Annotated in this window: 19 protein-coding genes, 1 pseudogene and 1 riboswitch; of the genes and pseudogenes, 8 read left to right on the forward strand and 12 right to left on the reverse strand. The window is 68.2% G+C overall.

Annotation, left to right across the window (positions count from 1 at the left end; genetic code table 11):
* Positions 1-387: 387 nt before the first annotated feature.
* From mtrB to ACWEKS_RS30785, 3 genes and pseudogenes are all read right to left on the reverse strand, one after another.
* Positions 388-2,055: pseudogene (gene mtrB / locus ACWEKS_RS30775) on the reverse strand (MtrAB system histidine kinase MtrB); the annotation flags it as partial.
* Positions 2,052-2,729 (reverse strand): MtrAB system response regulator MtrA, encoded by a 678-nt coding sequence (gene mtrA / locus ACWEKS_RS30780; protein ID WP_033090495.1) that lies wholly within the window; start codon positions 2,727-2,729, stop codon positions 2,052-2,054. The pseudogene mtrB and the gene mtrA, both read right to left, overlap by 4 nt.
* Positions 2,730-2,807: 78 nt before the next feature.
* Positions 2,808-3,455 (reverse strand): dTMP kinase, encoded by a 648-nt coding sequence (locus tag ACWEKS_RS30785; RefSeq protein WP_452343320.1) that lies wholly within the window; start codon positions 3,453-3,455, stop codon positions 2,808-2,810.
* 99 nt (positions 3,456-3,554) lie between these two features.
* Here ACWEKS_RS30785 and ACWEKS_RS30790 point away from each other — a divergent pair, with 99 nt between their 5' ends.
* Together ACWEKS_RS30790 and ACWEKS_RS30795 are read left to right on the forward strand one after the other, a co-directional pair.
* On the forward strand, positions 3,555-4,643 hold the full coding sequence (locus ACWEKS_RS30790) for a glycerophosphodiester phosphodiesterase (RefSeq protein WP_452343321.1): 1,089 nt from the start codon (positions 3,555-3,557) through the stop codon (positions 4,641-4,643).
* Between the two features lie 80 nt (positions 4,644-4,723).
* Positions 4,724-5,020 (forward strand): hypothetical protein, encoded by a 297-nt coding sequence (locus tag ACWEKS_RS30795; RefSeq protein ID WP_452343322.1) that lies wholly within the window; start codon positions 4,724-4,726, stop codon positions 5,018-5,020.
* A gap of 83 nt (positions 5,021-5,103) precedes the next feature.
* Here ACWEKS_RS30795 and ahcY read toward each other — a convergent pair whose 3' ends face one another.
* The 4 genes from ahcY to ACWEKS_RS30815 all read right to left on the reverse strand — a co-directional run bounded on the left by ahcY (position 5,104) and on the right by ACWEKS_RS30815 (position 10,133).
* Complete coding sequence (ahcY, locus tag ACWEKS_RS30800; protein ID WP_452343323.1) at positions 5,104-6,579, reverse strand: adenosylhomocysteinase; 1,476 nt, start codon at positions 6,577-6,579, stop codon at positions 5,104-5,106.
* A gap of 33 nt (positions 6,580-6,612) precedes the next feature.
* Entirely contained in the window at positions 6,613-7,770 is a 1,158-nt protein-coding gene (locus tag ACWEKS_RS30805) for an alkane 1-monooxygenase (protein ID WP_452343324.1), read from the reverse strand.
* A 192-nt stretch (positions 7,771-7,962) separates the two neighbouring features.
* On the reverse strand, positions 7,963-8,676 hold the full coding sequence (locus ACWEKS_RS30810) for a response regulator (RefSeq protein WP_452343325.1): 714 nt from the start codon (positions 8,674-8,676) through the stop codon (positions 7,963-7,965).
* The gene (locus ACWEKS_RS30815) at positions 8,673-10,133 is read right to left on the reverse strand and encodes a sensor histidine kinase (protein WP_452343351.1); all 1,461 of its coding nucleotides are present in this window, start codon (positions 10,131-10,133) and stop codon (positions 8,673-8,675) included. Before ACWEKS_RS30815 ends, ACWEKS_RS30810 begins: the two co-directional genes overlap by 4 nt.
* 226 nt (positions 10,134-10,359) lie before the next feature.
* Between ACWEKS_RS30815 and ACWEKS_RS30820 the strand changes: the two genes are divergently transcribed.
* Complete coding sequence (locus tag ACWEKS_RS30820; protein WP_452343326.1) at positions 10,360-11,724, forward strand: cation:dicarboxylate symporter family transporter; 1,365 nt, start codon at positions 10,360-10,362, stop codon at positions 11,722-11,724.
* A 144-nt stretch (positions 11,725-11,868) separates the two neighbouring features.
* Here ACWEKS_RS30820 and ACWEKS_RS30825 read toward each other — a convergent pair whose 3' ends face one another.
* The 4 genes from ACWEKS_RS30825 to cofD all read right to left on the reverse strand — a co-directional run bounded on the left by ACWEKS_RS30825 (position 11,869) and on the right by cofD (position 15,473).
* Entirely contained in the window at positions 11,869-12,315 is a 447-nt protein-coding gene (locus tag ACWEKS_RS30825; RefSeq protein ID WP_364607442.1) for a 6,7-dimethyl-8-ribityllumazine synthase, read from the reverse strand.
* 76 nt (positions 12,316-12,391) lie between these two features.
* Positions 12,392-12,562: riboswitch (FMN riboswitch) on the reverse strand.
* 75 nt (positions 12,563-12,637) lie between these two features.
* Entirely contained in the window at positions 12,638-13,156 is a 519-nt protein-coding gene (locus ACWEKS_RS30830) for an NUDIX hydrolase (protein WP_354833929.1), read from the reverse strand.
* The gene (locus tag ACWEKS_RS30835; protein ID WP_452343327.1) at positions 13,153-14,517 is read right to left on the reverse strand and encodes a coenzyme F420-0:L-glutamate ligase; all 1,365 of its coding nucleotides are present in this window, start codon (positions 14,515-14,517) and stop codon (positions 13,153-13,155) included. The genes ACWEKS_RS30830 and ACWEKS_RS30835 overlap by 4 nt, the downstream gene beginning before the upstream one ends.
* Positions 14,514-15,473 (reverse strand): 2-phospho-L-lactate transferase, encoded by a 960-nt coding sequence (gene cofD, locus ACWEKS_RS30840; protein ID WP_452343352.1) that lies wholly within the window; start codon positions 15,471-15,473, stop codon positions 14,514-14,516. The genes ACWEKS_RS30835 and cofD overlap by 4 nt, the downstream gene beginning before the upstream one ends.
* 599 nt (positions 15,474-16,072) lie before the next feature.
* Here cofD and ACWEKS_RS30845 point away from each other — a divergent pair.
* Positions 16,073-16,333: a WhiB family transcriptional regulator gene (locus tag ACWEKS_RS30845; RefSeq protein ID WP_354834123.1), complete on the forward strand. Its 261-nt coding sequence runs from the start codon at positions 16,073-16,075 to the stop codon at positions 16,331-16,333.
* 173 nt (positions 16,334-16,506) lie between these two features.
* Here ACWEKS_RS30845 and ACWEKS_RS30850 read toward each other — a convergent pair whose 3' ends face one another.
* Positions 16,507-16,986 (reverse strand): metallopeptidase family protein, encoded by a 480-nt coding sequence (locus ACWEKS_RS30850; protein WP_452343328.1) that lies wholly within the window; start codon positions 16,984-16,986, stop codon positions 16,507-16,509.
* 251 nt (positions 16,987-17,237) lie between these two features.
* Between ACWEKS_RS30850 and ACWEKS_RS30855 the strand changes: the two genes are divergently transcribed.
* From ACWEKS_RS30855 to manA, 4 genes are all read left to right on the forward strand, one after another.
* Positions 17,238-17,642, forward strand: coding sequence for a DUF3499 domain-containing protein (locus tag ACWEKS_RS30855; RefSeq protein WP_379394368.1), 405 nt, complete (start codon positions 17,238-17,240; stop codon positions 17,640-17,642).
* Between the two features lie 170 nt (positions 17,643-17,812).
* Complete coding sequence (locus tag ACWEKS_RS30860) at positions 17,813-19,189, forward strand: phosphomannomutase/phosphoglucomutase (RefSeq protein WP_379379605.1); 1,377 nt, start codon at positions 17,813-17,815, stop codon at positions 19,187-19,189.
* 70 nt (positions 19,190-19,259) lie between these two features.
* Positions 19,260-20,447, forward strand: coding sequence for a tobH protein (locus ACWEKS_RS30865; RefSeq protein WP_452343329.1), 1,188 nt, complete (start codon positions 19,260-19,262; stop codon positions 20,445-20,447).
* Positions 20,447-21,706, forward strand: a complete 1,260-nt coding sequence (gene manA, locus ACWEKS_RS30870) for a mannose-6-phosphate isomerase, class I (protein ID WP_452343330.1) — start codon at positions 20,447-20,449, stop codon at positions 21,704-21,706. The genes ACWEKS_RS30865 and manA overlap by 1 nt, the downstream gene beginning before the upstream one ends.
* Positions 21,707-21,762 lie beyond the last annotated feature (56 nt).

Below are 21,762 nucleotides of genomic sequence, written 5' to 3' on the forward strand. Positions count from 1 at the left end.
GGAACCGGTTCCGCCGGAACCGGCGGAATCATTGTCGGCGGCATGGTTTTCCCCGTTGGCGGCGGCTTCGGGCTTGGCGGCGGTTCCGTTGTCGGGCCCACCGACAGCGCCATTGTCGGACCCACCGACAGCGCCGTTTTCCGGCCCAGCGGCAGTGCCGTTCTCGGACCCTGCGGCAGTGCCGTTCTCGGTCCCGGCGGTGGTTCCGTCACCAGCCCCGGTGGTGGAGGGGAATTCCGGGGCGATGGCCTCGAATCCCGGTTCCTCGTCCCCGGTTTCCGTGGTCGGCGTTTCGGGGCCGGGTTCGGCCCCGACGTCGTCCGGGCCCGTGGTGCCCGGTTCCACTGCGCCGGGCGCGGATTCGACCGCCGCCGCGATGGAGCCGATGGCCGCCTGGCCGGCGTCCGAGCCCGCGATGTCGAGGGCCAGCTGCTCGGGCGAGACCGCGCCGCGAATCTTGGGCGGCTCCAACGAGAGTGGGCTGGTGCCGAGCTTGCGGCCGCGGACCAGTGGCAGGGTGAGCCGGAAGCTCGCGCCCACACCGATCTCGCCCCACGCCTCGAGCTTGCCCTCGTGCAGGTTGGCGTCCTCGACGCTGATGGACAGGCCGAGGCCGGTGCCGCCGGAGCGGCGCATGCGTGAGGGGTCCGAGCGCCAGAAGCGGTTGAACACCAGCTTCTCCTCGCCCGGCCGCAGGCCCACGCCCTGGTCGCGCACCACGATGGCGACGGCATTGGCGTCCACGTCGCCGCGCATGCGCATGAGCACGGGCTTGCCCTCGCTGTGGTCGATGGCATTGGCGAGCAGGTTGCGCAGCACGCGTTCGACGCGGCGCGGATCCACCTCGGCCACCAGCGGTTCCTCGGGCATATCCACCACCAGTTCGACGCCGGACTCCTTGGCCAGGTGCCGCACCGTGGAGACCGCGGCCCGCGCGCACATGCGCACGTCCAGCGATTCCACCTGCAGCTCGGCCACGCCCGCGTCGTGACGGCTGATCTCGAGCAGGTCGTTGAGCAGTCCCTCGAAACGGTCGAGTTCGTTGACGAGCAGTTCGGCCGAGCGCGCCAGCGCCGGGTCCAGGTCGTCGCTGGATCCGTGGATGAGGTCGGCCGCCATGCGCACCGTGGTCAATGGCGTGCGCAGTTCGTGGCTGACGTCGGAGGTGAAGCGGCGCTGCAGATTTCCGAACTCCTCGAGTTGGGTGATCTGGTTGGACAGGCTCTCGGCCATCTCGTTGAACGACATGGCGAGCCGCGCCATGTCGTCCTCACCGCGCACCAGCATGCGCTCCTTGAGCCGTCCGTCGGCGAACCGACTCGCGATCCGCGCCGCGGATCTGATGGGCAGCACCACCTGTCGCGTCACCAGCGCCGTGATGGCGGCCAGCAGCACCAGCAGCACGATGCCACCGATGAGCATGGTGCCGCGCATGAGCGACAGACTCCGTTGCTCATTGGTGAGCGGGAAGATCAGATAGATCTCCAGCGAGTCGATATCGGCCGAGGGGCTGCCGATGATCAGCGCCGAGCCCTTGTACCCGTCCGGGCTGGAGACCGTGGCGAACTGATAGGAGACCTGCCGCTGCTTGACGAATTGGCGTAGCTCGGCGGGAATCTCCTGGATGGCGCCGGAGGTGATCTCCTGCCCGCTGTCGCCCGTCATGGCCAGGGCCGCCTCGTAACTGCCTGCGGCGCCGCCGGTCTGGGTCCCGCCGGCGCTGCTGAACAGCGCGCGGCGGGCGTCGTCCAGGCGACTCTGCTGAGTACCCGAATCGTGCACACCGGTCAGTTGATTCTGAACGGTGTTGCGGGCGCGACCCATCTCCTCGACGGCCGCGTTGATCTTCGCGTCCAACAACCGGTCGGTGATCTGACTCGTGAGCACGACGCCCAGAATCGTGATGACGATCAGCGACAGGGTGAGTGTGGACACGACGACACGCAACTGCAGCGAACGCCGCCAGACATGGCCCAGTTGCTCGCCCAGATTGCGGAACCAGGCCACCGCTACCGCCAGCCACCGCTGAACGCGGTTTCTGGAGCCAGCGATCACGGCGGTCCGGCCTTGTAGCCCACACCTCGGACGGTCAGCACGATCTCGGGGTTCTCCGGATCCTTCTCCACCTTGGCGCGCAACCGCTGGACGTGCACGTTGACCAGGCGGGTGTCGGCGGCGTGCCGATAGCCCCAGACCTGTTCCAGCAGCACCTCACGGGTGAACACCTGGCGCGGCTTGCGGGCCAGCGCCACCAGCAGATCGAACTCCAGTGGAGTCAGCGAGATCTGCGCCCCGCCGCGGGTCACCTTGTGCGCGGGCACATCGATGACGATGTCGGCGATGGACAGCAGCTCCTGCGGCTCCTCCTCGGTGCGGCGCAGGCGGGCCCGCACCCGGGCCACGAGTTCCTTCGGCTTGAACGGCTTGACGATGTAGTCGTCCGCGCCACTTTCCAAACCCAGGACGACGTCGACCGTGTCGGTCTTCGCCGTCAGCATCACGATTGGCACTCCCGAATCGGCTCGCAGCACCCGGCACACGTCGATGCCGTTCATGCCGGGCAGCATGAGATCCAGCAACACGAGATCCGGACGCAGCTCCCGGACCGCGGTCAGCGCCTGCGTGCCGTCACCGACGACGTGGGGGTCGAAACCCTCACCCCGCAAGACGATCGTGAGCATCTCCGCGAGAGCCATATCGTCGTCGACGACCAGAATCTTCGGCTTCATAACGTCTAGTTTGTCACCTCTCCGGCTCTGATTCGGCCGCCACGCCAACACTCGTGACCTGTCGGCGCACATCCAACCCTATCCAGCAATAATTTCCGCGAGGCGCGCGGCCAGTGTTGCCGGATCGTCACCGGTCCGATGCACCCACCACGGTCCGTGCCAGTTGATTTCGGCCAGCTCACGGTAGACAGTACCGGTGCGACGCTGCAGTCCCCCGTCTTTCTCGTAAGCGTCCAAAGCCCGTGCGGCATCGGCTTCGCCGCGCAGGCGCGCGCGTTCCTCGGCCACATCGACCGGAACATCCAGCAGAATCTGGACATCCGGGGCGGGCAATCCGAAGCGTTCGAACTCCAATTCCTCGACCCAGGCCACGATTTCGCCGTGCGCGTCCTGCTCCAGGCGGGCCGCGGAGTACGCGGCATTGGAGGCGACGTAGCGGTCCAGTAGCACGATGTCGTTGTCCGCCAGCAGTTTCGAGAGCTCGTCGCGCGCGTCGGCGCGGTCGAGCGCGAACAGCAGCGCCATGGCATTCACAGACCGAGCGGTATCTCCATGACCGCCGCGCAGCGCCTCGGCGGCGAGGTCGGCATGCACGGAGACGCCGTAGCGCGGGAAGGCCAGAGTGGCGACCCGCAGCCCGCGGGCGCGCAGGACGGTGACAACGGCGTCGGTGAGCGTGCGTTTGCCCGAGCCGTCGAGCCCTTCCACCGGAACCAGTGCACCCATGCCGCGAGAGTACCGAATCGGCCGCGGTTCGCCCCGGCGGGATCCCGTTTGTTCGAAAGGCCCAGATTTTTGTAGCCATTCGATTGCTATAGTCCGGCCATGACTGCTGGATACGTGAGGTCAACGCAGCTCAGGAGAGCTTTTGTGATCCTCGCGTTAGCGATTGCCGCCATTGGTCCAACAGCCTGCGGCAGCAACTCCAGCGACACGAGCCCGGTCGCCGTGGCCGATCCCCACCGCCCCTTCGATCTGCAGGCCCACCGCGGCGGTCGCGGCATGACCATCGAGGAGTCGCTGCCCGGCTTCGCCAAGGCCGTCGAACTGGGCGTCACCACCCTGGAACTCGACATCGTGCTCACCGCCGACAAGAGGCCGCTCATCTGGCACGACCCGGTCATCCAGGCCGAGAAGTGCGCCGACACCGCCCCGGCCTTCCCCGGCGATCCGCGGTTCCCCTACGTCGGCAAGCTGGTCCACGACCTGACCTACGACCAGGTCCACACCCTCGACTGCGGCAGGAAGCTCGCGGAATTCCCAGCGGCACAGGAGCTTCCGGGCAACAGGATCGCGACGCTGCCGGAACTGTTCGATCTGGTGAAGAGCCACCCGGGCGCGTTCGGCACCGTGCGCTACAACGTGGAGACCAAAATCGAGGCCGCCCACCCCGAACAGTCCGCCACCCCCAGGGAATTCGTCGACGTCATTCTGGGCGCCGTCGAACAGGCCGGGGCCATCGGCAAGGTCGAGATCCAGAGCTTCGACTGGAGCAGCCTGCCGCTGGTGAAGGCCCAGAACGCGAACATCCCCACGGTCGCGCTGTACGACGAGACCACCTTCGCGCCGAACAGCCCGTGGCTGGGCCCGATTCGATACGAGGAACACGCCGGGGACCCACTGGACGCGATCAAGGCCCTGGGCGCGGACATTTCCTCCCCCGCCTACGTCGACCCCTGGACCATCGACGCGAAGGTCGGCGACAAGTACTTCAAGCTCACCACGACCGCCGAGTACGTCCGCGAAGCGCACGGTTTCGGCATCCGGGTGATCCCCTGGACCGTGAACGACAAGGCCACCATCGGACTGGCGCTCGACCAGGGCGTGGACGGCCTGATCACCGACTATCCGAACCGCGCGCGCGACGTCATGCAGGAGAAGGGCTACCCCCTCCCGAGGTCCTTCCGCAAATAAGCCACGCAAATCCGAAACGCGCGCCCTTCAACTCTTGTAGGGTCCCGGGCAACACTCCCCCTGCAAGGAGCGCAACCCTGATGAAGTCCCATCTCGCACACCACGGTCCGCGTGCCGCCCTGGCCGCCGTAGCGATCACCGCCGCCGCTCTTTCCACGGCCGGTACCGCCACCGCCGCCCCCGTCACCCTCGAACCCGCCAGCGCCGACCAGGCCGCCCCCGTGGCCGACTCCGGCTCGGCGTCCTCCCTGTCGAGCAACTCCGGCTCCAGCAATGTCGCCGGCACCGGCTCCAGCGCCAGTGAGCTCCTCAGCGCCGCCATCTGCACCATCCAGGGCGGCAAGTGGGTCCCCCTGATCGACATCTGCCTCAAGTAGCGGACGCACGGCGCCAACGAGATCCGGCCGGTCACCCTCTCGGGTGACCGGCCGGATCTTCATGCGCTACAGGCGGTTTCCGCTCAGTAGCGGTAGTGGTCCGGCTTGTACGGGCCCTCCACGTCCACGCCGATGTATTCGGCCTGGTCCTTGGTGAGCTTGGTCAGCGTGCCGCCCAGGGCCTCCACGTGGATGCGGGCGACCTTCTCGTCGAGGTGCTTGGGCAGGCGGTAGACCTCGTTGTCGTACTCGTCGGGCTTGGTCCACAGCTCGATCTGCGCGATGACCTGGTTGGAGAAGCTGTTCGACATCACGAACGACGGGTGCCCGGTCGCGTTGCCCAGGTTCAGCAGGCGGCCCTCGGAGAGCACGATGATCGACTTGCCGGACTCCTTGAACGTCCACAGGTCGACCTGCGGCTTGATGTTGAGCCGGTCCGCGCCCGAACGCTCCAGGGCGGCCATGTCGATCTCATTGTCGAAGTGGCCGATGTTGCCCAGGATGGCCTGACCCTTCATCGCCTTCATGTGATCGAGGGTGATGATGTCCTTGTTGCCCGTGGAGGTGATGACGATGTCGGCCTCACCGATCGCCTGTTCCACGGTGACGACGTCGAAGCCGTCCATCAGCGCCTGCAGCGCGTTGATCGGGTCGATCTCGGTGACCTGCACGCGCGCGCCCTGCCCGGCCATCGACTCCGCACAGCCCTTGCCGACATCGCCGTAGCCGCAGATCAGCACCTTCTTGCCACCGATCAGCACGTCGGTGCCGCGGTTGATGCCGTCGATGAGGGAGTGCCGGGTGCCGTACTTGTTGTCGAACTTCGACTTGGTGACCGAGTCGTTGACATTGATCGCCGGGAACACCAGCTCACCCGCGGCCGCGAACTGATACAGCCGCAGCACACCGGTGGTGGTCTCCTCGGTGACACCCTGCACGCTCTCGGCGATCGTGCCCCACTTGCCCTTGTCGGCCTCGATGCTGGCGCGCAGCAGGTTCAGGAAGACCTTGTATTCGGCGGAGTGGGTGTCGTCCTCGGGCGGGACCACGCCGGCCTTCTCGAACTGCGCGCCGCGCAGCACGAGCATGGTGGCGTCACCACCGTCGTCGAGGATCATGTTGGCCGGCTCGCCCGGCCAGGTCAGCATCTGATCGGCGGCCCACCAGTACTCCTCCAGGGTCTCGCCCTTCCAGGCGAAAACCGGCGTGCCCTTGGGCTCCTCGACGGTGCCGTGCGGGCCGACCACGACCGCGGCGGCCGCGTGGTCCTGGGTGGAGAAGATGTTGCAGGAGGCCCAGCGGACCTCCGCGCCGAGGGAGACCAGGGTCTCGATGAGCACGGCGGTCTGCACGGTCATGTGCAGCGAGCCGGAGATGCGCGCGCCACGCAGCGGCTGCACATCGTGGTACTCCCGGCGCAGTGCCATCAGGCCCGGCATCTCGTGCTCGGCGAGGCGAATCTCCTTGCGGCCGAACTCGGCCAGTGACAGGTCCGCCACCTTGTAGTCGATGCCATTGCGGACGTCAGGGGTCATGTTGCGGGACACAGCGGTCGTCATCTGCCTCTCCTGGTCGGCTGGTTCCCCCAAACCCTACGCGGCGGCCTGGTACTCGTACGCGGCGAGGATGCGCTCCCGCTTACGGGGTTGGATATTGGCCCGGCTCACGTCGCCCGCGTAGTGGGCGAGCAAGCGCGGATCCATGACGTAGCGCCACAGCGGCGGGATCAATGCCAGCAGGATCATGGTGGCGTACCCCGCTGGAAGCTGCGGCGCCTCCTCGGAGGTGCGCAGTGTCTGGTACCGCCGCCCCGGATTGGCATGGTGGTCGCTGTGCCGCTGCAGGTGGAACATGAAGATATTGGTGACCAGCCGGTCACTGTTCCAGCTGTCGCTCGGCGAGCAGCGGGTCCAGCTGCCATTGGGCCGCTTGCGTCGCAGCAGGCCGTAATGCTCGACGTAGTTGACGGTTTCGAGCAGGCCCGCGCCGATCACCGCCTGCAGCAGCAGATACGGCAGCACCCGCCAGCCGTAGACCGCCAGCAACCCGCCGAACAGCACGAGGGTCATAGCCCAGGCCTGCAGGATGTGGTTGTGGACACTGAACCAGCGGTGTCCCTTGCGGCGCAACCGTTCTCCTTCGAGATGGATTGCCGACCGGAAGCCACCGATCACGCTGCGGGGCAGGAACTCCCACAGCGACTCACCCATGCGGGCGCTGGCCGGATCGTCGGGCGTCGCGACCCGGGCGTGGTGGCCCTTGTTGTGCTCGACGAAGAAGTGCCCGTAGGCCGACTGCGCCAGCGCCATTTTCGACAGCCAGCGCTCCAATCGCTCCACCCGGTGGCCGAGTTCGTGGGCGGCGTTGATGCCGATGCCGCTGACGAACCCGAGAGTGGCCGCCAGCCCGAGCTTGTCGACGACGGACAGATCGTCGCCGGCCCACATGTACGCGGCGATGATCAGGCCGACCACCTGGATCGGCAGGAACATGTAGGTGCACCACCGGTAGTACCGGTCATTGGAGAGTAACTCGTAATCCTCGTCGCGCGGATTGGTGCCGTCTTCCCCGACGAACCAGTCCAGGACCGGGATGGCGATCAGAATGATGATCGGTCCGATCCACCAGAACACCTCCAGCTTGGTGTGCAACACCAGCTGCGACGGCAGTAACGCACACCCGGGCGCGATCAACCCCAGCACCCACAGGTGTCGTTTCGGATCCGGCGAACCCAACCGTTTGCCGACCATTTGCACGTTTGCCCCGCTAATCAATACCTCGATGAACTTCGCAGCTACATATCTTGAAACCTAGTCCCTGTTACAGCACCCGGCCGGACCGAAAGGTGGCCACCGTTACATCATGAGCAGTCGGTTCTGCCGCAACCGACCGCGTGGTACCCACCACTGGGGCTCGAACGCAAACCAGGAGCGAAACCGGGCTCAGCGAAACCACACATATCGAACCTGCGGGCGCCCGGTCCGGCCGTAGTCGGTTCGCCGTTCCACCACGCCGTCTTCGGCCATCCGCTCCAGATACCGCCACGCCGTCACCCGGGACACCCCCACCGCGCGCCCCGCCTCACCCGCGGACAGCCCGTCCGGCGCGGCCCGCACGGCCCGCGACACCTCGTCCATCGTCTGCGGCGCAATTCCTTTCGGCGAGGTGGGTCGCTGATCCGGAGTGCGCAGCACACCGAAGGCGCGATCGATGTCCTGCTGCGACACCGCCGTCTCCCCGGCCGGCAGCGCCGCCCGGTATTCGACGTAGCGGTCCAGCTTCTCGCGGAAGGCCGCAAAGGTGAAGGGCTTCAACAGATACAGCACCACGCCGTGCGAGACGGCCGAGCGCACCATGGCCAGATCGCGCGCCGAGGTGACGGCGATGACGTCCGGCCGCGGCCGCAGTCCCGCCAGTGCCGCGGCGACGGCGAGCCCGCTCATATCCGGCAACCCGATATCCATCAACACCAGATCAATGGGGACGCCGAAAGATTGTGACCTTTTCGCGATCGAGATGGCGTCGCGACCGGTGTGCGCCACCGCGACCACCGTGAAACCCGGCACCCGCTCCACGTAAGAGCGATGTGCCGCAGCGATTTTCGGCTCGTCCTCGACGATCAGCACGCGGATCGCCGATGCCGGCGCGGCATTCATCGCGGAAACCTCACGATCACCGCGGATTCCGGTTCCCACCGGGCCCGCAACTCGCCGGCGTGCCTGGCGACCAACCGGCGTACCAGCGCCAGGCCCAGCCCGTGGTGGTCGGTCTTGGTGGAATAGCCGCGTTCGGTGGCACGGGTGAACAACTCCTCCGACATGCCCGGGCCGCTGTCGGCCACCCGGACGTACAGCTCCGGCTCGTCCCGCCGCACCGTCACCTCCACCCACGCGTCCTCGTCGTGCCCGACCGCGTCCAGGGCGTTGTCGATGAGATTGCCCAGCAGCGTGACCATCTCGTGCGGCGTCAGCGGGTCGGTGGTGTCGAGCAGCGTGTCGCCGGTGACGGTCAGCTCCACCCCGTTCTCCGCGGCCTGCTCCACCTTGCCCAGCAGCAGCGCCACCACCGCGGGTTCGGCCACCGCGCCGGTGAGCCGGTCGATGAGGGCCTGGGACAGTTCGAGTTCCGCGGTCGCGAAGTTCACCGCCTCGCGCGGGCGGCCCAGCTCCACCATGGTGACCACGGTGTGCAGCCGGTTGGCGGCCTCGTGCGCCTGGGCGCGCAGCGATTCGGCGAAACCGCGCACGGAATCCAATTCGCCCAGCACATCCCGCAATTCGGTGTGGTCGCGCAGGGTGACCACGGTGCCGATGCGGCGGCCGGCGTGCTCCACCACGTCCTGGTTGACGACCAGCACCCGGTCCGGGGTCACGTGCATCTCGTCACGGACCACACCGGTTCCCAAGCGCTGCAACGACACCGGCAGATCCGCGCGCGTGATCGGCCCGTCCGGCAGATCGAGCAGCAGCCGCGCCTGATCGTTGACCACCTCGGCGCGCTCATCGGATCTGTCGAATACCAGCAGCCCCTCGTGGATCGAGTGCAGCACCGCGTCGTGATGTTCGTACATCGCCCGCAGTTCGGCGGGCCCGAGGCCATGCGTCTGCCGTAACAGCCTGCGCCGCAACAACAGCGAACTCATCATGGCCAGCGCCAGGCCGCCCGCCGCGGCGGCCAGGATCAGCGGCAGCTGGGCGCGGACCTGTTCGCCGATGTGGGTGCGGGTGACGCCCGCCGACACCAGCGCGACGATGCGGCCGTCGGCATCGCGCACCGGGGTGACCGCGCGAATCGACGGGCCCAGCGTGCCGGTGAAGGTCTCGGTGAACGTCTCCCCCGCGAGGGCGCGATCGATGTTGCCGCTGAAAGGTTTTCCGATCCGGTCGGTCTCGGTGTGGGTGTAGCGGGTCCGATCCGGGGCCATCACCACGATGAAGTCCATACCCGTCGCCTTGCGGATGGCCTCGGTCACCGGTTGCAGTGCGGCGGTCGGATTCGGGCTCCGCACCCCGGCCAGCGTCGAGGGCGACTGTGCCACCGCGATCGAGGTATCGATGACCTCCGCACGGGTGGCGTCGTCCTGCACCCGGCGGGTCTGCAGGAACGCCAGCATCGACGCGGCGGTGATCACCACCGCCAGTACCAGCACCTGCACCACGAACACCTGCCCGGCCAGCGTACGGCGGGCCCGGGTTCTTCGACCTCTCACGATTCCTCCGGGTACTTCATGAACATAATTTACGAAACAGTGACCCGCGTCACTCCCTGGATCATGATTCTCTCCGAACACCCGCGTGGAGCAAACGTCATGCGGGCACTGACCCGGAGGCACCAGCGAGATGAGCGACACGACAACCCGGCAGCGCCGAGACCGTACCCACTGGCTCTATCTGGCCGTCATCGTGGCCGTCGTCGCGGGCGTCCTGGTCGGCTGGCTGGCCCCGGGCGCCGGCAAGAGCGTCGGCGAGCTCGGCACGATCTTCGTGAACCTCATCAAGATGATGATCGCCCCGGTCATCTTCTGCACCATCGTGCTCGGCATCGGCTCGGTGCGGGCGGCCGCCAAGGTCGGCAAGGTCGGCGGCCTGGCCATCGGCTACTTCCTGATCATGTCCACGGTGGCGCTGGCCATCGGCCTGCTGGTCGGCAATCTGCTGCACCCGGGCTCGGGGCTGAACGTGGCCGCCCACGCGAAGGAGATCACCAAGTACGCCACCGACGCCAAGGCGGCGGGCGGCACCTGGCAGTTCCTCGAGGACATCGTGCCGACCACCCTGCTGTCGTCGCTCACCTCGGGCAAGGTGCTGCAGGCGTTGTTCGTGGCGCTGCTGGTGGGCTTCGGCATCCAGGCCATGGGCACCGCGGGCGAGCCGATCCTGCGCGGGGTCGCGTCGGTGCAGAAGCTGGTGTTCCGGATTCTGACCATGATCCTGTGGCTGGCCCCGATCGGCGCGTTCGGCGCCATGGCGAACGTGGTGGCGCGCACCGGACTCGACGCGGTCAAACAGCTGGCGCTGTTGATGGTGGCCTTCTATCTCACCTGTGTCGTCTTCATCTTCGGCGTGCTGGGCCTGCTGCTGCGGCTGGTGGCCGGGAACTCCATCTTCAAGCTGGTGCGCTACCTGGCGCGGGAGTACCTGCTGATCTTCGCCACCTCGTCCTCGGAGTCGGCACTGCCGCGGCTCATCGCCAAGATGGAGCATGTCGGCGTGGACCGCACCACCGTGGGTGTGGTTGTCCCGACCGGGTATTCGTTCAACCTGGACGGCACCGCCATCTACCTGACCATGGCCACCCTGTTCGTGGCCGACGCCATGGGCAAGCCGCTGTCCTGGCACGAGCAGATCGGCCTGCTGCTGTTCATGATCGTGGCCTCCAAGGGCGCGGCGGGTGTCACCGGCGCGGGCCTGGCCACGCTGGCCGGCGGCCTGCAGAGCCATCGCCCGGAGCTGCTGGACGGCGTCGGCCTGATCGTCGGCATCGACCGGTTCATGTCGGAAGCCCGTGCGCTGACCAACTTCTCGGGCAATGCGGTCGCCACGCTGCTGATCGGCACCTGGACCAAGACCATCGACCCGGCCCGGGTCCGCGCGGTGCTGGATCGCGAGATCCCCTTCGACGAGCAGGCCATGGTGGAGGACCACCCGGCCCCCGCCGCCCCGGAAGCACCGGGCTCGCAAGAGAAAGACCTGGTTCCGGCCTGAACCCAACCCCCAGGCCGAACCCGGACCGTCGGCGCGTTCTCCCCCCGTACGCGCCGGCGGAACCCGCACCCTGCCCGCACGACCAGCCGCCTCCGGCTCGTGCGGGCAGGGTTTCCCTTTTGTTTCAGGCCCCGACCGCGTTGTCTAGGCGCCGACCGCGTCCAGGGCCAGGGTGGCGGCGATGGCATTGGCCAGCTCGGCGCCCTTCACCTCGAAATGCCGCGCGAAATAGGCCAGGTGCTCGCCGTGCTCGTGGAAGTGGTGCGGGGTCAGCACGGCCGAGAACACCGGCACATCGGTCTCGAGCTGCACCCGCATGAGCGCGTCGACGACGGTCGAGGCCACGAAGTCGTGCCGGTAGATGCCGCCGTCCACGACGAGCGCGCAGCCCGCGACCGCGGCGTAGGAGCCGCGAGTGGCCAAACGCTTGACCTGCAACGGGATTTCGAACGCACCGGGCACCTCGATCACGTCGACCTCGGTGTAGCCGCGCTCGAGCAGCCCGGCCCGGCAGGATGCGACGGCCTTGTCGACGATGTCGCTGTGCCAGCGCGCGGCGACGAGGGCGATACGAGTGGAAGTGGGTGACATGGGGATTCCTCCTGTTCGCGATGTCACCCAGGGCAAGACGCGAACAGGCCCGTCCAGCGGTGCGGACGTGCCGGTGCCGCGTTCTCTTTCATCCGGACTGTGACCGTCGGCTCCGGGATCACACCGGAATCTGCTCGACCCACACTGCCGATGAGAGACACTGTGGCGCTCGCGGGCTCGTGCACTCCGGATCGGCCCGGATGCCATTACCGCCGGTGGGGAATTCCACCCCGCCCTGAGAACGTGTACGTAGCGGACAGTAACACGGGGATTCCGGCATCCGGAACCCCGTGTACCGCACAACACGACAGCACGGCCGGTGTCAGCGCACCAGCACGTCGGAATCGGCGGGCAGCCCGTCCACCGGCCACCAGCGCAGGTCGGTCGACTCCGAACTGCGTACCGGCACAGCCCCTTCCGGTGCCTTGATCTTGAACAGCAGGTCCAGGTGCCGGGTCGGCACGCCCAGCGAGCAGGTGATGGGGTGCGCCTGCGCGCCGTAGAGGCCGGGCTCGAGCACCAGCCCGTCGATGCCGGACTCCTCGGTCGCCTCACGGAAGGCGGCCGCCGCGACCGAATCGTCGGATTCCTCACAGTGCCCGCCCAATTGGATCCAGCGGCCCACCCGCGGGTGCAGGGTCAGCAGCACCTCGCGCTCGTCGTGGGAGAACACGATGGCCGAGGCGGTGATGTGCCCGGCCGCGTGCTCGCGCAGGCAGCCGCGCGGCGCGGAACCCAGGAAGGCCAGCATGGCCTCCCGGATGGAGCACTCCGGACCCGTTGCCGGAGACCAGGTCTCCAGCAGCTCGGTCGCCGATTTGTGCAGCGACTCCGCGCTCACAGCTCGACCAGCCCGAGGCCGGGCTCGCGCGCCTCGCGCGGGGCGACCTCGTCGAGCGGGTACCCGATGGCGATGGCGCCCAGCGGATTCCAGTCCGCCTCCAGGCCCAGCACGTCGCGGGTGACCTCGGGCGCGAAGATGGTCGACCCGATCCAGCAGCTGCCCACGCCTCGCACGGCCAGCGAGACCAGCAGGCCCTGCACGGCCGCGCCCACCGCGACGGTGAACATGGTCTGCTCGGCGGCGCGGCGGCGCTCGTCCGGATAGTCGTGCGCGCCGTCGGGCACGCAGAACGGGATGATCATCTCGGGGGCGTCGAAGAGGATGCGCCCGCGCGCGACCCGCTTCTCCACGCTCTCCGGGGTGCGGCCGTCACCGGTCAGGTCGGTGCGCCACTTCTCGGCCATGGCCTCCAGCAGCTGCTCGCGCAGGCCGCGCTTGCGGACCCAGACGAAGCGGACCGGACGGGTGTGGTGCGGCGCGGGCGCGGTGAGCCCGGCGGCGACGGCCTCGCGAATGAGCTCCGGCGGCACCGGCGTCTCGGCGAACCGTCGCACCGAACGTCGCAGCGGCACCGCCTGTTTGCGGCCGAGCTCGACGGATTCCTCGGTGCCCAGCCAGAACAGATCGTCCTCGCCGCGCCGCAGCAGATCCCCGGCGGTGGATCCGTCGTCGGTGTAGTCGAGCCCGCGCACCACCGCGACCGGGACGCCGCCCAGCTTGCCCTTCACCAGGTCCGCGGCCGCGGCCAGCTCGTCGGCCACCGCGACCAGGGTGACGTGCAGTTCGTTGCCCTGCCCGTCGACCGCGCCGTCGTAGTCGTGCAGCACCCGGATGCCCGCCGACCCGATGGCGGCGTCGATCTGGCCGTTGCGCCAGGCCCGGCCCATGGTGTCGGTGATGACCACGGCCACCTGCACGCCCAGGCGGTCGGCCAGCGCGGTGCGCAGCGCCTTGGCGCTGGCGTCCGGATCCTCCGGCAGCAGGACCAGTTCGCCCTGTTCCACATTGGAGCCGTCGACTCCGGAGGCGGCCTGCACGATGCCGAGCCGGTTCTCGGTGATGAGGGTGCGGTTCTTGCGCGCCAGCACCCGCACCGACTCGTCGAGCACCAGTTGCCGGCGCGCGGCGTCGCGTTCCTCGGGGTCGCTGGGCGCGGTCACGATGCGGCCCTCGGCCTTGGCGACGATCTTGCTGGTCACCACCAGCACGTCACCGTCCTGGAGCCAGGGCGCCCGTGCCGCGATGGCTTCGGAGACATCGTCGCCCGGGCGGAATTCCGGCAGGCCCGGAACGGGCAGGATGCGCAGTTCACCGCCGGACGCATGATCGCCCAGCGCTTCGATGGAATCCGTTGTCACGGTTTGACTCCCGCGATGTCGAGGGCTTCGCGAACCATCTCGGCGGTCGCGGCCGGGTCGGTCATGAGCAGTGGCACGCTCCGGACTTCGACGCCCGGAATGTCGGCGGTGTCGCCGGTGTGCACGAGCCAGCCGTCGAGAATGCCGGTGCTCGAGCGCGCGCCGTAGTAGGTGCCGACGGCCTCGGCGGAGGTTTCGACGCCGATCACCGACAGGCACTCATCGGCCATGCCGCGCAACGGTTTTCCGCCGATCACCGGGGACAGTCCGATCACCTTGGCATCGGTGGTGCGCAGTGCGCCCCGAATGCCGGGAACCGAGAGGATGGCGCCCACGCTCACGACGGGGTTCGACGGAGCGAGCAGGATCACATCCGCCGATTCTATGATTTCGATCACACCCGGGGCTGGTTTCGCAGCATCTGCCCCAATAGTCACGAATCCATGGGTCTCTACGTTCGCCCGGTATCGAACCCACCACTCCTGGAAATGGATCGCGCGGCGTTCGCCAGGGTTCTCCGGGTCGCCGATTACGACATGTGTTTCGCATCGGTCATCGGTTGCCGGAAGCAGTTTCACACCCGGTTGCCACCGATTGCAGAGCGCCTCGGTGACCGCCGAGAGCGGGTATCCCTGACGCAGCATTTCGGTGCGAATGAGATGCGTGGCGATATCGCGGTCGCCCAGCCCGAACCAATCGGGCTGAGCCTTGTATTTCGCCAGCTCCTCCTTGGCGCTCCAGGTCTCGTTCGCGTGCCCCCAGCCCCGTTCGGGGTCGATGCCGCCACCCAGGGTGTACATGCAGGTGTCCAGGTCAGGACAGATGCGCAGCCCGTGCATCCACACGTCGTCGCCGACATTGACGATGGCCGTGGTGTCGGCTCCGGGCAGCAGTTCGCGCACCCCCGTCAGGAACCGCGCGCCGCCGACTCCGCCGACCAGGACGGCGATCCGCAGGCCGGTGCCGGGCGCGGTGTCCGCTTGTTCTCGAGTCACATCCGCACAGCCTATGCGTTCGAAGCGGAAAGTCGTCCCGCAGCTCATTTGCTGCGAATTTGCTATTTGAACTGCGGGAACGCCTCCCGACGGGGTCGCAGATGGTAACGGAATCGCTTCGGCAGCTTGACCATCGCCGCTCCCGGCGTGTCTAATCACAGGCATGTCATTCCGGGTCCGCGTGAGAGTGCAAGGCGCGGACGGGTTTTCGAACAGGCGTTCGCACCGGAGTGGCGCCAAGCTCGGGGATGGCCGCGGGACTACGCCGCGGTGTTGGGCCGTCGGTGGGATCGGCTCCGACGGATTAATCATTCTGCGCTAACACACAGTGAGGAGGCGGAGCGATGGCCGAAGAGCTGGCCCCGTCGGGCATTCCGGGCGGTGTATCGCAAACCGATTCCACGACTGGCGCAGCACCTGACTTCTGCGCCGACGATCGGAACGGATACGAGGGGGGTGAACCGATGACGACTGTGCGACTGGGGGGCGGACAGTGGGCGCGAACCGCCTACCAGCCCGAACCGCCGCGGCTGAGCCTGATCGTCACCGGTGCCGAGGATATGTACGACACTTTCTCGCGCGGCGGTCGCATGATGACCGAGGCCGAACAATGGCAGGAACGGGCGCTGTGCGCCCAGACCGACCCGGAGGCGTTCTTCCCGGAGAAGGGCGGCTCCACCCGCGAGGCCAAGCGCATCTGCATGGGCTGCGAGGTCCGCGACGAATGCCTCGAATACGCCCTGGCCAACGACGAGCGCTTCGGCATCTGGGGCGGACTCTCCGAGCGGGAGCGCCGCCGCCTGAAGCGGGGCATCAGCTGAGACTCCCCCGCCTCCCCGAGCCTTCAGCGGGCGGCTTGGGAGCCGTTGACCGCTGGTAACCCGTGTCGGCGGTTGGGTGCCCAGACCACCTTGGACGTACCCGGCGAGTTACCCCGAACTTACGAAATCAGTTGTTGCGAAACGGAGTTCGGGGTAGGGCGGATGGGTTCCGGCTATTCCGGGTCGGGATCGATGATGTCGGGTTCCACACCCAAGTAGGTGGCGATCTGTTGTACGAGGACCTCGCGCAGCAGGTCGACCAGGTCGTCGGGGTCGCCGGCACGGAGCTCCAACGGCTTGCGGAACAAGACGACGCGGGCGCGGGTGGCCATGCCGTAGCGGTCCACGCCGGCCGGGATCAGGCGGGAGAGGGGTACCGGGCCGTCGGCCACCACCTCATCCGGCCAGGTGACCGAATCCGGGTGCAGCGGACGGATTTTCGGCACGTCGTCGACGGCGATGTCGAGCTTGGTGAGCTGCTCGTGCCAGCGGGTCTCCAGCGGCGCGAAGGCCTCCAGCACCAGACGGTCGAACTCCTGGCCCCGGGTGCGCCGGGCGGGCACGGTCGGTGGCAGCATCGGCCCGCGCACACCCCGCCCGCGGCGGATGACCGACCGCGCGGTGGGCGGTCGCCTCTTACGTGAACGGGTCATACCTTGAATCTAACCCTTACCCCGGGCGGGTGTGAGCACCCGCCTCGCCGGGCCGCCCGGCCGGTGCGGCGGCCCGCCCCGACGGCATTCCGGAGACCCGGCGACCGCATTCCGGGGGCCGTCGCGACGCGCCCGCGGCACGAAAGCGCACAGCTACCCGAGGCCCTCATGGCGCGAGTGAGACGGGCTTCATTGAGCGTGTCTGTGTCCACGAGGGCGTGAGGGGGGTTACCCTGCATGGCGTGATCCCCATGCGTCGTTGCTGCCGTCCAGGCTGCAAGAACCCGGCCGTCGCGACGCTGACCTATGTGTACTCCGACTCGATGGCAGTCGTGGGTCCGCTGGTCACGGTGGCGGAGCCACACTCCTGGGACCTGTGTGAAACGCATGCTTCCCGGATCACCGCGCCCAAGGGCTGGGAGTTGGTCCGCCACGAGGGCGGGTTTTCCTCCTCGACCCCGGACGACGACGATCTCACCGCGCTCGCCGAAGCCGTCCGCGAGGCCGGATTGCGCCGCCGCACACCGGAACCCGATCCGCGCGGCTACACCGACTACGCTCCCGCCCCGCAGCGCCCGACCCGCGCGGGTCGTACCGGCAGACGCGGCCATCTCCGTGTGCTGCCGGACCCGCCGGACCGCCTCTCCGAGACTTGAGCGAGCGGCTATGAGCCGTGATCCATCGACATTCCGTGCCGGCGGTGGAGTGCCGCCGACAATTTCGGACGTACCCGGCAAGTCACCCGCGCCTCACGAGATCAGTTGTCCGATTGGCAAGGGTCGGGGGAAGTCTCTCATTGTCGCGGTCAGCTACTAGGGTGGTGCGCATGACAGTCGCCCGGTCCGCCGAGTCCGTTCAAGCAGTCATCAAGGCATACGACGTTCGCGGAGTTGTCGGCGAACAGATCGACGCGGACTTCGTCCGGGACGTCGCCGGGTCCTTCGCCCGGCTGATGCGCGGCGAGGGCGCCCGGCGCATCGTCATCGGTCACGATATGCGCGACTCCTCACCGGAATTGGCCGCCGCCTTCGCCGACGGCGTGCTCGCCCAGGGACTCGACGTGGTGCACATCGGCCTGGCCTCCACCGACGAGCTCTACTTCGCCTCCGGCCACCTGGACTGCCCCGGGGCCATGTTCACCGCCAGTCACAATCCCGCCAAGTACAACGGCATCAAGCTGTGCCGCGCCAAGGCGCTGCCGGTCGGTCAGGACACCGGCCTGGCCACCATCACCGAAGAGGTCGTCGCCGGCGTCCCGGCCTTCGACGGGCCGCGCGGCACCGAGACCCGGGAGGACCTGCTCTCGGCCTACGCCGACTTCCTGCACAAGCTGGTGGACCTGAGCGGTTCGCGCCCGCTGCGCATCGCGGTGGACGCCGGCAACGGCATGGGCGGCTACACGGTGCCCGCCGTGCTGGGCACGCTGCCGCAGTACACGGTCGAGCCGTTGTTCTTCGAACTCGACGGCAGCTTCCCCAATCACGAAGCCAATCCGCTGGATCCGAAGAATCTGGTGGATCTGCAGGACCACGTCCGCAAGACCGGCGCCGACCTCGGCCTGGCCTTCGACGGCGACGCCGACCGCTGCTTCGTGGTGGACGAGAAGGGCGACCCGGTCTCGCCGTCGGCCATCACCGGCCTGGTGGCCGAGCGCGAGCTGACCAAGGAACCGGGCGCGACCGTCATCCACAACCTGATCACCTCGCGGGCGGTGCCGGAGCTGGTGACCGAGCTCGGCGGCACCCCGGTGCGCACGCGGGTCGGCCACTCGTTCATCAAGCAGCAGATGGCGGCCACCGGCGCGATCTTCGGCGGCGAGCACTCGGCGCACTACTACTTCCGCGACTTCTGGGGCGCCGACTCCGGCATGCTCGCGGCCCTGCACGTGCTGGCCGCGCTGGGCGAGAAGGACCGGCCCATGTCGGAACTGGCCTCCGCCTACGCGACGTACGCGGCCTCCGGGGAGATCAATTCGACGGTGGCGGATGCGCAGGAGCGGACCCTGGCCGTACTCGAGGCGTTCGGCAAGCGGGCGAAATCGGTCGATCGGCTGGACGGTGTGACCGTGCAGCTGGCCGACGGCGCGTGGTTCAACCTGCGCGCCTCCAATACCGAACCGCTGCTTCGACTCAACGTCGAGGCGCGATCGCAGGATGAAGTAGACGCACTCGTAACCGAGATCCTGAGCATCGTCCGCGCCTGACTGGAATAGTGGAATCACAGAGCTTGGATTCACCGTCTGGTGACCCGATGAGGGGAGGTGGCAACGCCCGATGATCGCTGGGACACCGGTAATCGACCTCGATGACGTCGCCTCGCTGGAGGCGGCGGACGCCGGGGGTGTACTCCGCTCCGCCGCGTCGGGGGGAGCCCAGGTAAGGGCAACCGCCGCGGCACTTTCCGAAGATGCGCTGACCCGGCTGACCGATCTGCGACCCCGCAGTCTGGTGCTGGTGTCGGGCAGCGGGCGCGCCGCGCGCGCGGCGGCGCTGTTGATCGCTGCCCTCGGCGACCGCACGAGTATGCCGCTGGTACCGGCGACTTCGATCCCGCCGTGGGTCGGGCCGCTGGACGTGGTGCTGGTGGCGGGTGACGACGCGGGTGATCCGCGACTGGCCGAAGCGGTGGACCGAGCACTTCGACGGGGTGCCGAAGTGGTCGTGGCCGCACCGGACGAGGGACCCATCCGGGCGGCCGCCGCCGGGCGCGCCACCATTCTCGCGCCGCGGGTGCGGGTCCTCGACCACAACCGCATGCTGCGCTATCTGGCCGCGGGCCTGGCCGTGCTGACCACCATCGACCCGCACCGCATCGGGCCGCTGGTGCCCGAATTGAACGCTCTCGCAGACCTGCTCGACGAGGAGGCGCTGCGCGACGGACCGCAGCACGAGGCCTTCCACAATCCCGCCAAGACCCTGGCCACCCGCATGCAGCAGCGCAAGCGCCTGGTGCTGGCCGGCGATTCCGGCGCCGCCACCGTGCTCGCCGAGCACGGCGCCGAGGTGCTGCTGGCCACGGCCGGGCAGACCGCCACCGCGGTCACGCTCTCGGAAGCCGTTGCGGCGCACGGCCGGTTGGTCGCCACCGCCGGGGTGGCCGCCCCCGGATTCGATCCGCTGTTCCACGACGAGCAGCTGGACGGGCCGGCGCCGGTGGAGCAGGTGCGGGTGTTCGTGGTGAGCGCCGATCCGGACGAGGTGACGGTGCGCCGGCGACTGGCCGTGTTCGGTTCCGACGCCGGGCTGGTCGACACCGACCTGATCACCCTGGACACCGAGGTGGCCGCCGCAGCCACCGTTGCCGCCGAGGCGGCGGGGCAGACCGCGCCCGCCGGCCGGGGTGGTGAGCTGGAAAAGCTTGCGGTACTCGCACTTCGGCTGGAGATGGCGGCCGCCTATCTCCGACTACTCGGTTCCCGCCCGGCCACCGGTCCGGGACGCTACGACGGGGGCAATTACTAGTGCACGAACTCGTTGGTGCGCTGCGTTCCTACGCTTGGGGTTCGCGCACCGCGCTCGCTCAGCTGTGCGGACGACCGGTCCCCTCCGCACACCCGGAGGCCGAACTCTGGTTCGGCGCACATCCCGCCGATCCGGCGCGGGTGCAGATCAACGGGCACAGCGAATCCCTGCTGGAGCTGGTCAGCGCCGACCCGCAGCGCGAACTCGGGCCGGTGTCGGGCGAATTCGGCGGAAAGCTGCCGTTCCTGCTGAAGGTCCTCGCCGCCGAGGAGCCGCTCTCGCTGCAGGCGCACCCCAGCGTCGAGCAGGCCCGGGCCGGGTTCGCGCGGGAGAACCACAACGGGGTCGCCATCGACTCCCCCATGCGCAACTACCGCGACGAGAACCACAAGCCCGAACTCGTGGTGGCGCTGCACCGTTTCGAAGCGCTGGCCGGATTCCGCGATCCGCGCCAGACCGTGCGGCTGCTCAATGCCCTGGACGTGCCGGAACTGAGCCAGTACGCCGAACTGCTTGCCGCCCAGCCCGACTCGGCGGGGCTGCGCACGCTGTTCACCACCTGGATCGCGCTGCCGCAGGGCAGTCTGAGCATGCTGCTGCCCAAGGTGCTCGACGGCTGCGTGCGGTATCTGTCGGAGGCCCGAAGCGGCGGCGCCGGCAAGGAATTCGTGGCCGAGGTGCGCACGGCGCTCGAGCTCGCCGAGGCGTATCCCGGCGACGCCGGGGTGCTGGCAGCGCTGCTGCTCAACCGCATCACCCTGGAGCCGGGCGAGGGCCTGTTCCTGGACGCCGGGAACCTGCACGCGTACCTGCGCGGGGTCGGTGTGGAGATCATGGCCAACTCCGACAATGTGCTGCGCGGCGGGCTCACGCCCAAGCACGTGGATGTGCCGGAGCTGCTGCGGGTGCTGGACTTCGAGCCGCTGGACCTGCCGGTCGTGACGGCGGAACGGGTGTCGGACAGTGTTTTCCGCTACCACACGCCCGCGCCCGAATTCGCGCTCAGCCGTTTCGAACTGGCCGCGGGGGGCGAGCCGGTACCGGTGCTGCGGTCGGGACCGGGGATCGCGCTGGTCACGCACGGGCGGGTGAAGCTGTCCCAGGGCAATCACGAGCTGATTGTGGAACGCGGGCGCGCGGCGTGGATCTCGGCCGCCGACGGCGGGATTCGCGCGCAGGCGATCGCGGTGGACGAGGATGGCGACGGGGACGCGGACGGCTCGGCGCAGCTGTTCTGCGCGGCCGTCGGCGAGGAGTGACGCCCGGGCTCTAGTAGGCTCTCCCGGTCAAAGGCGTTTTAGGACAAAACGGACAG

This window comes from Nocardia sp. NPDC004711 (assembly GCF_053601595.1).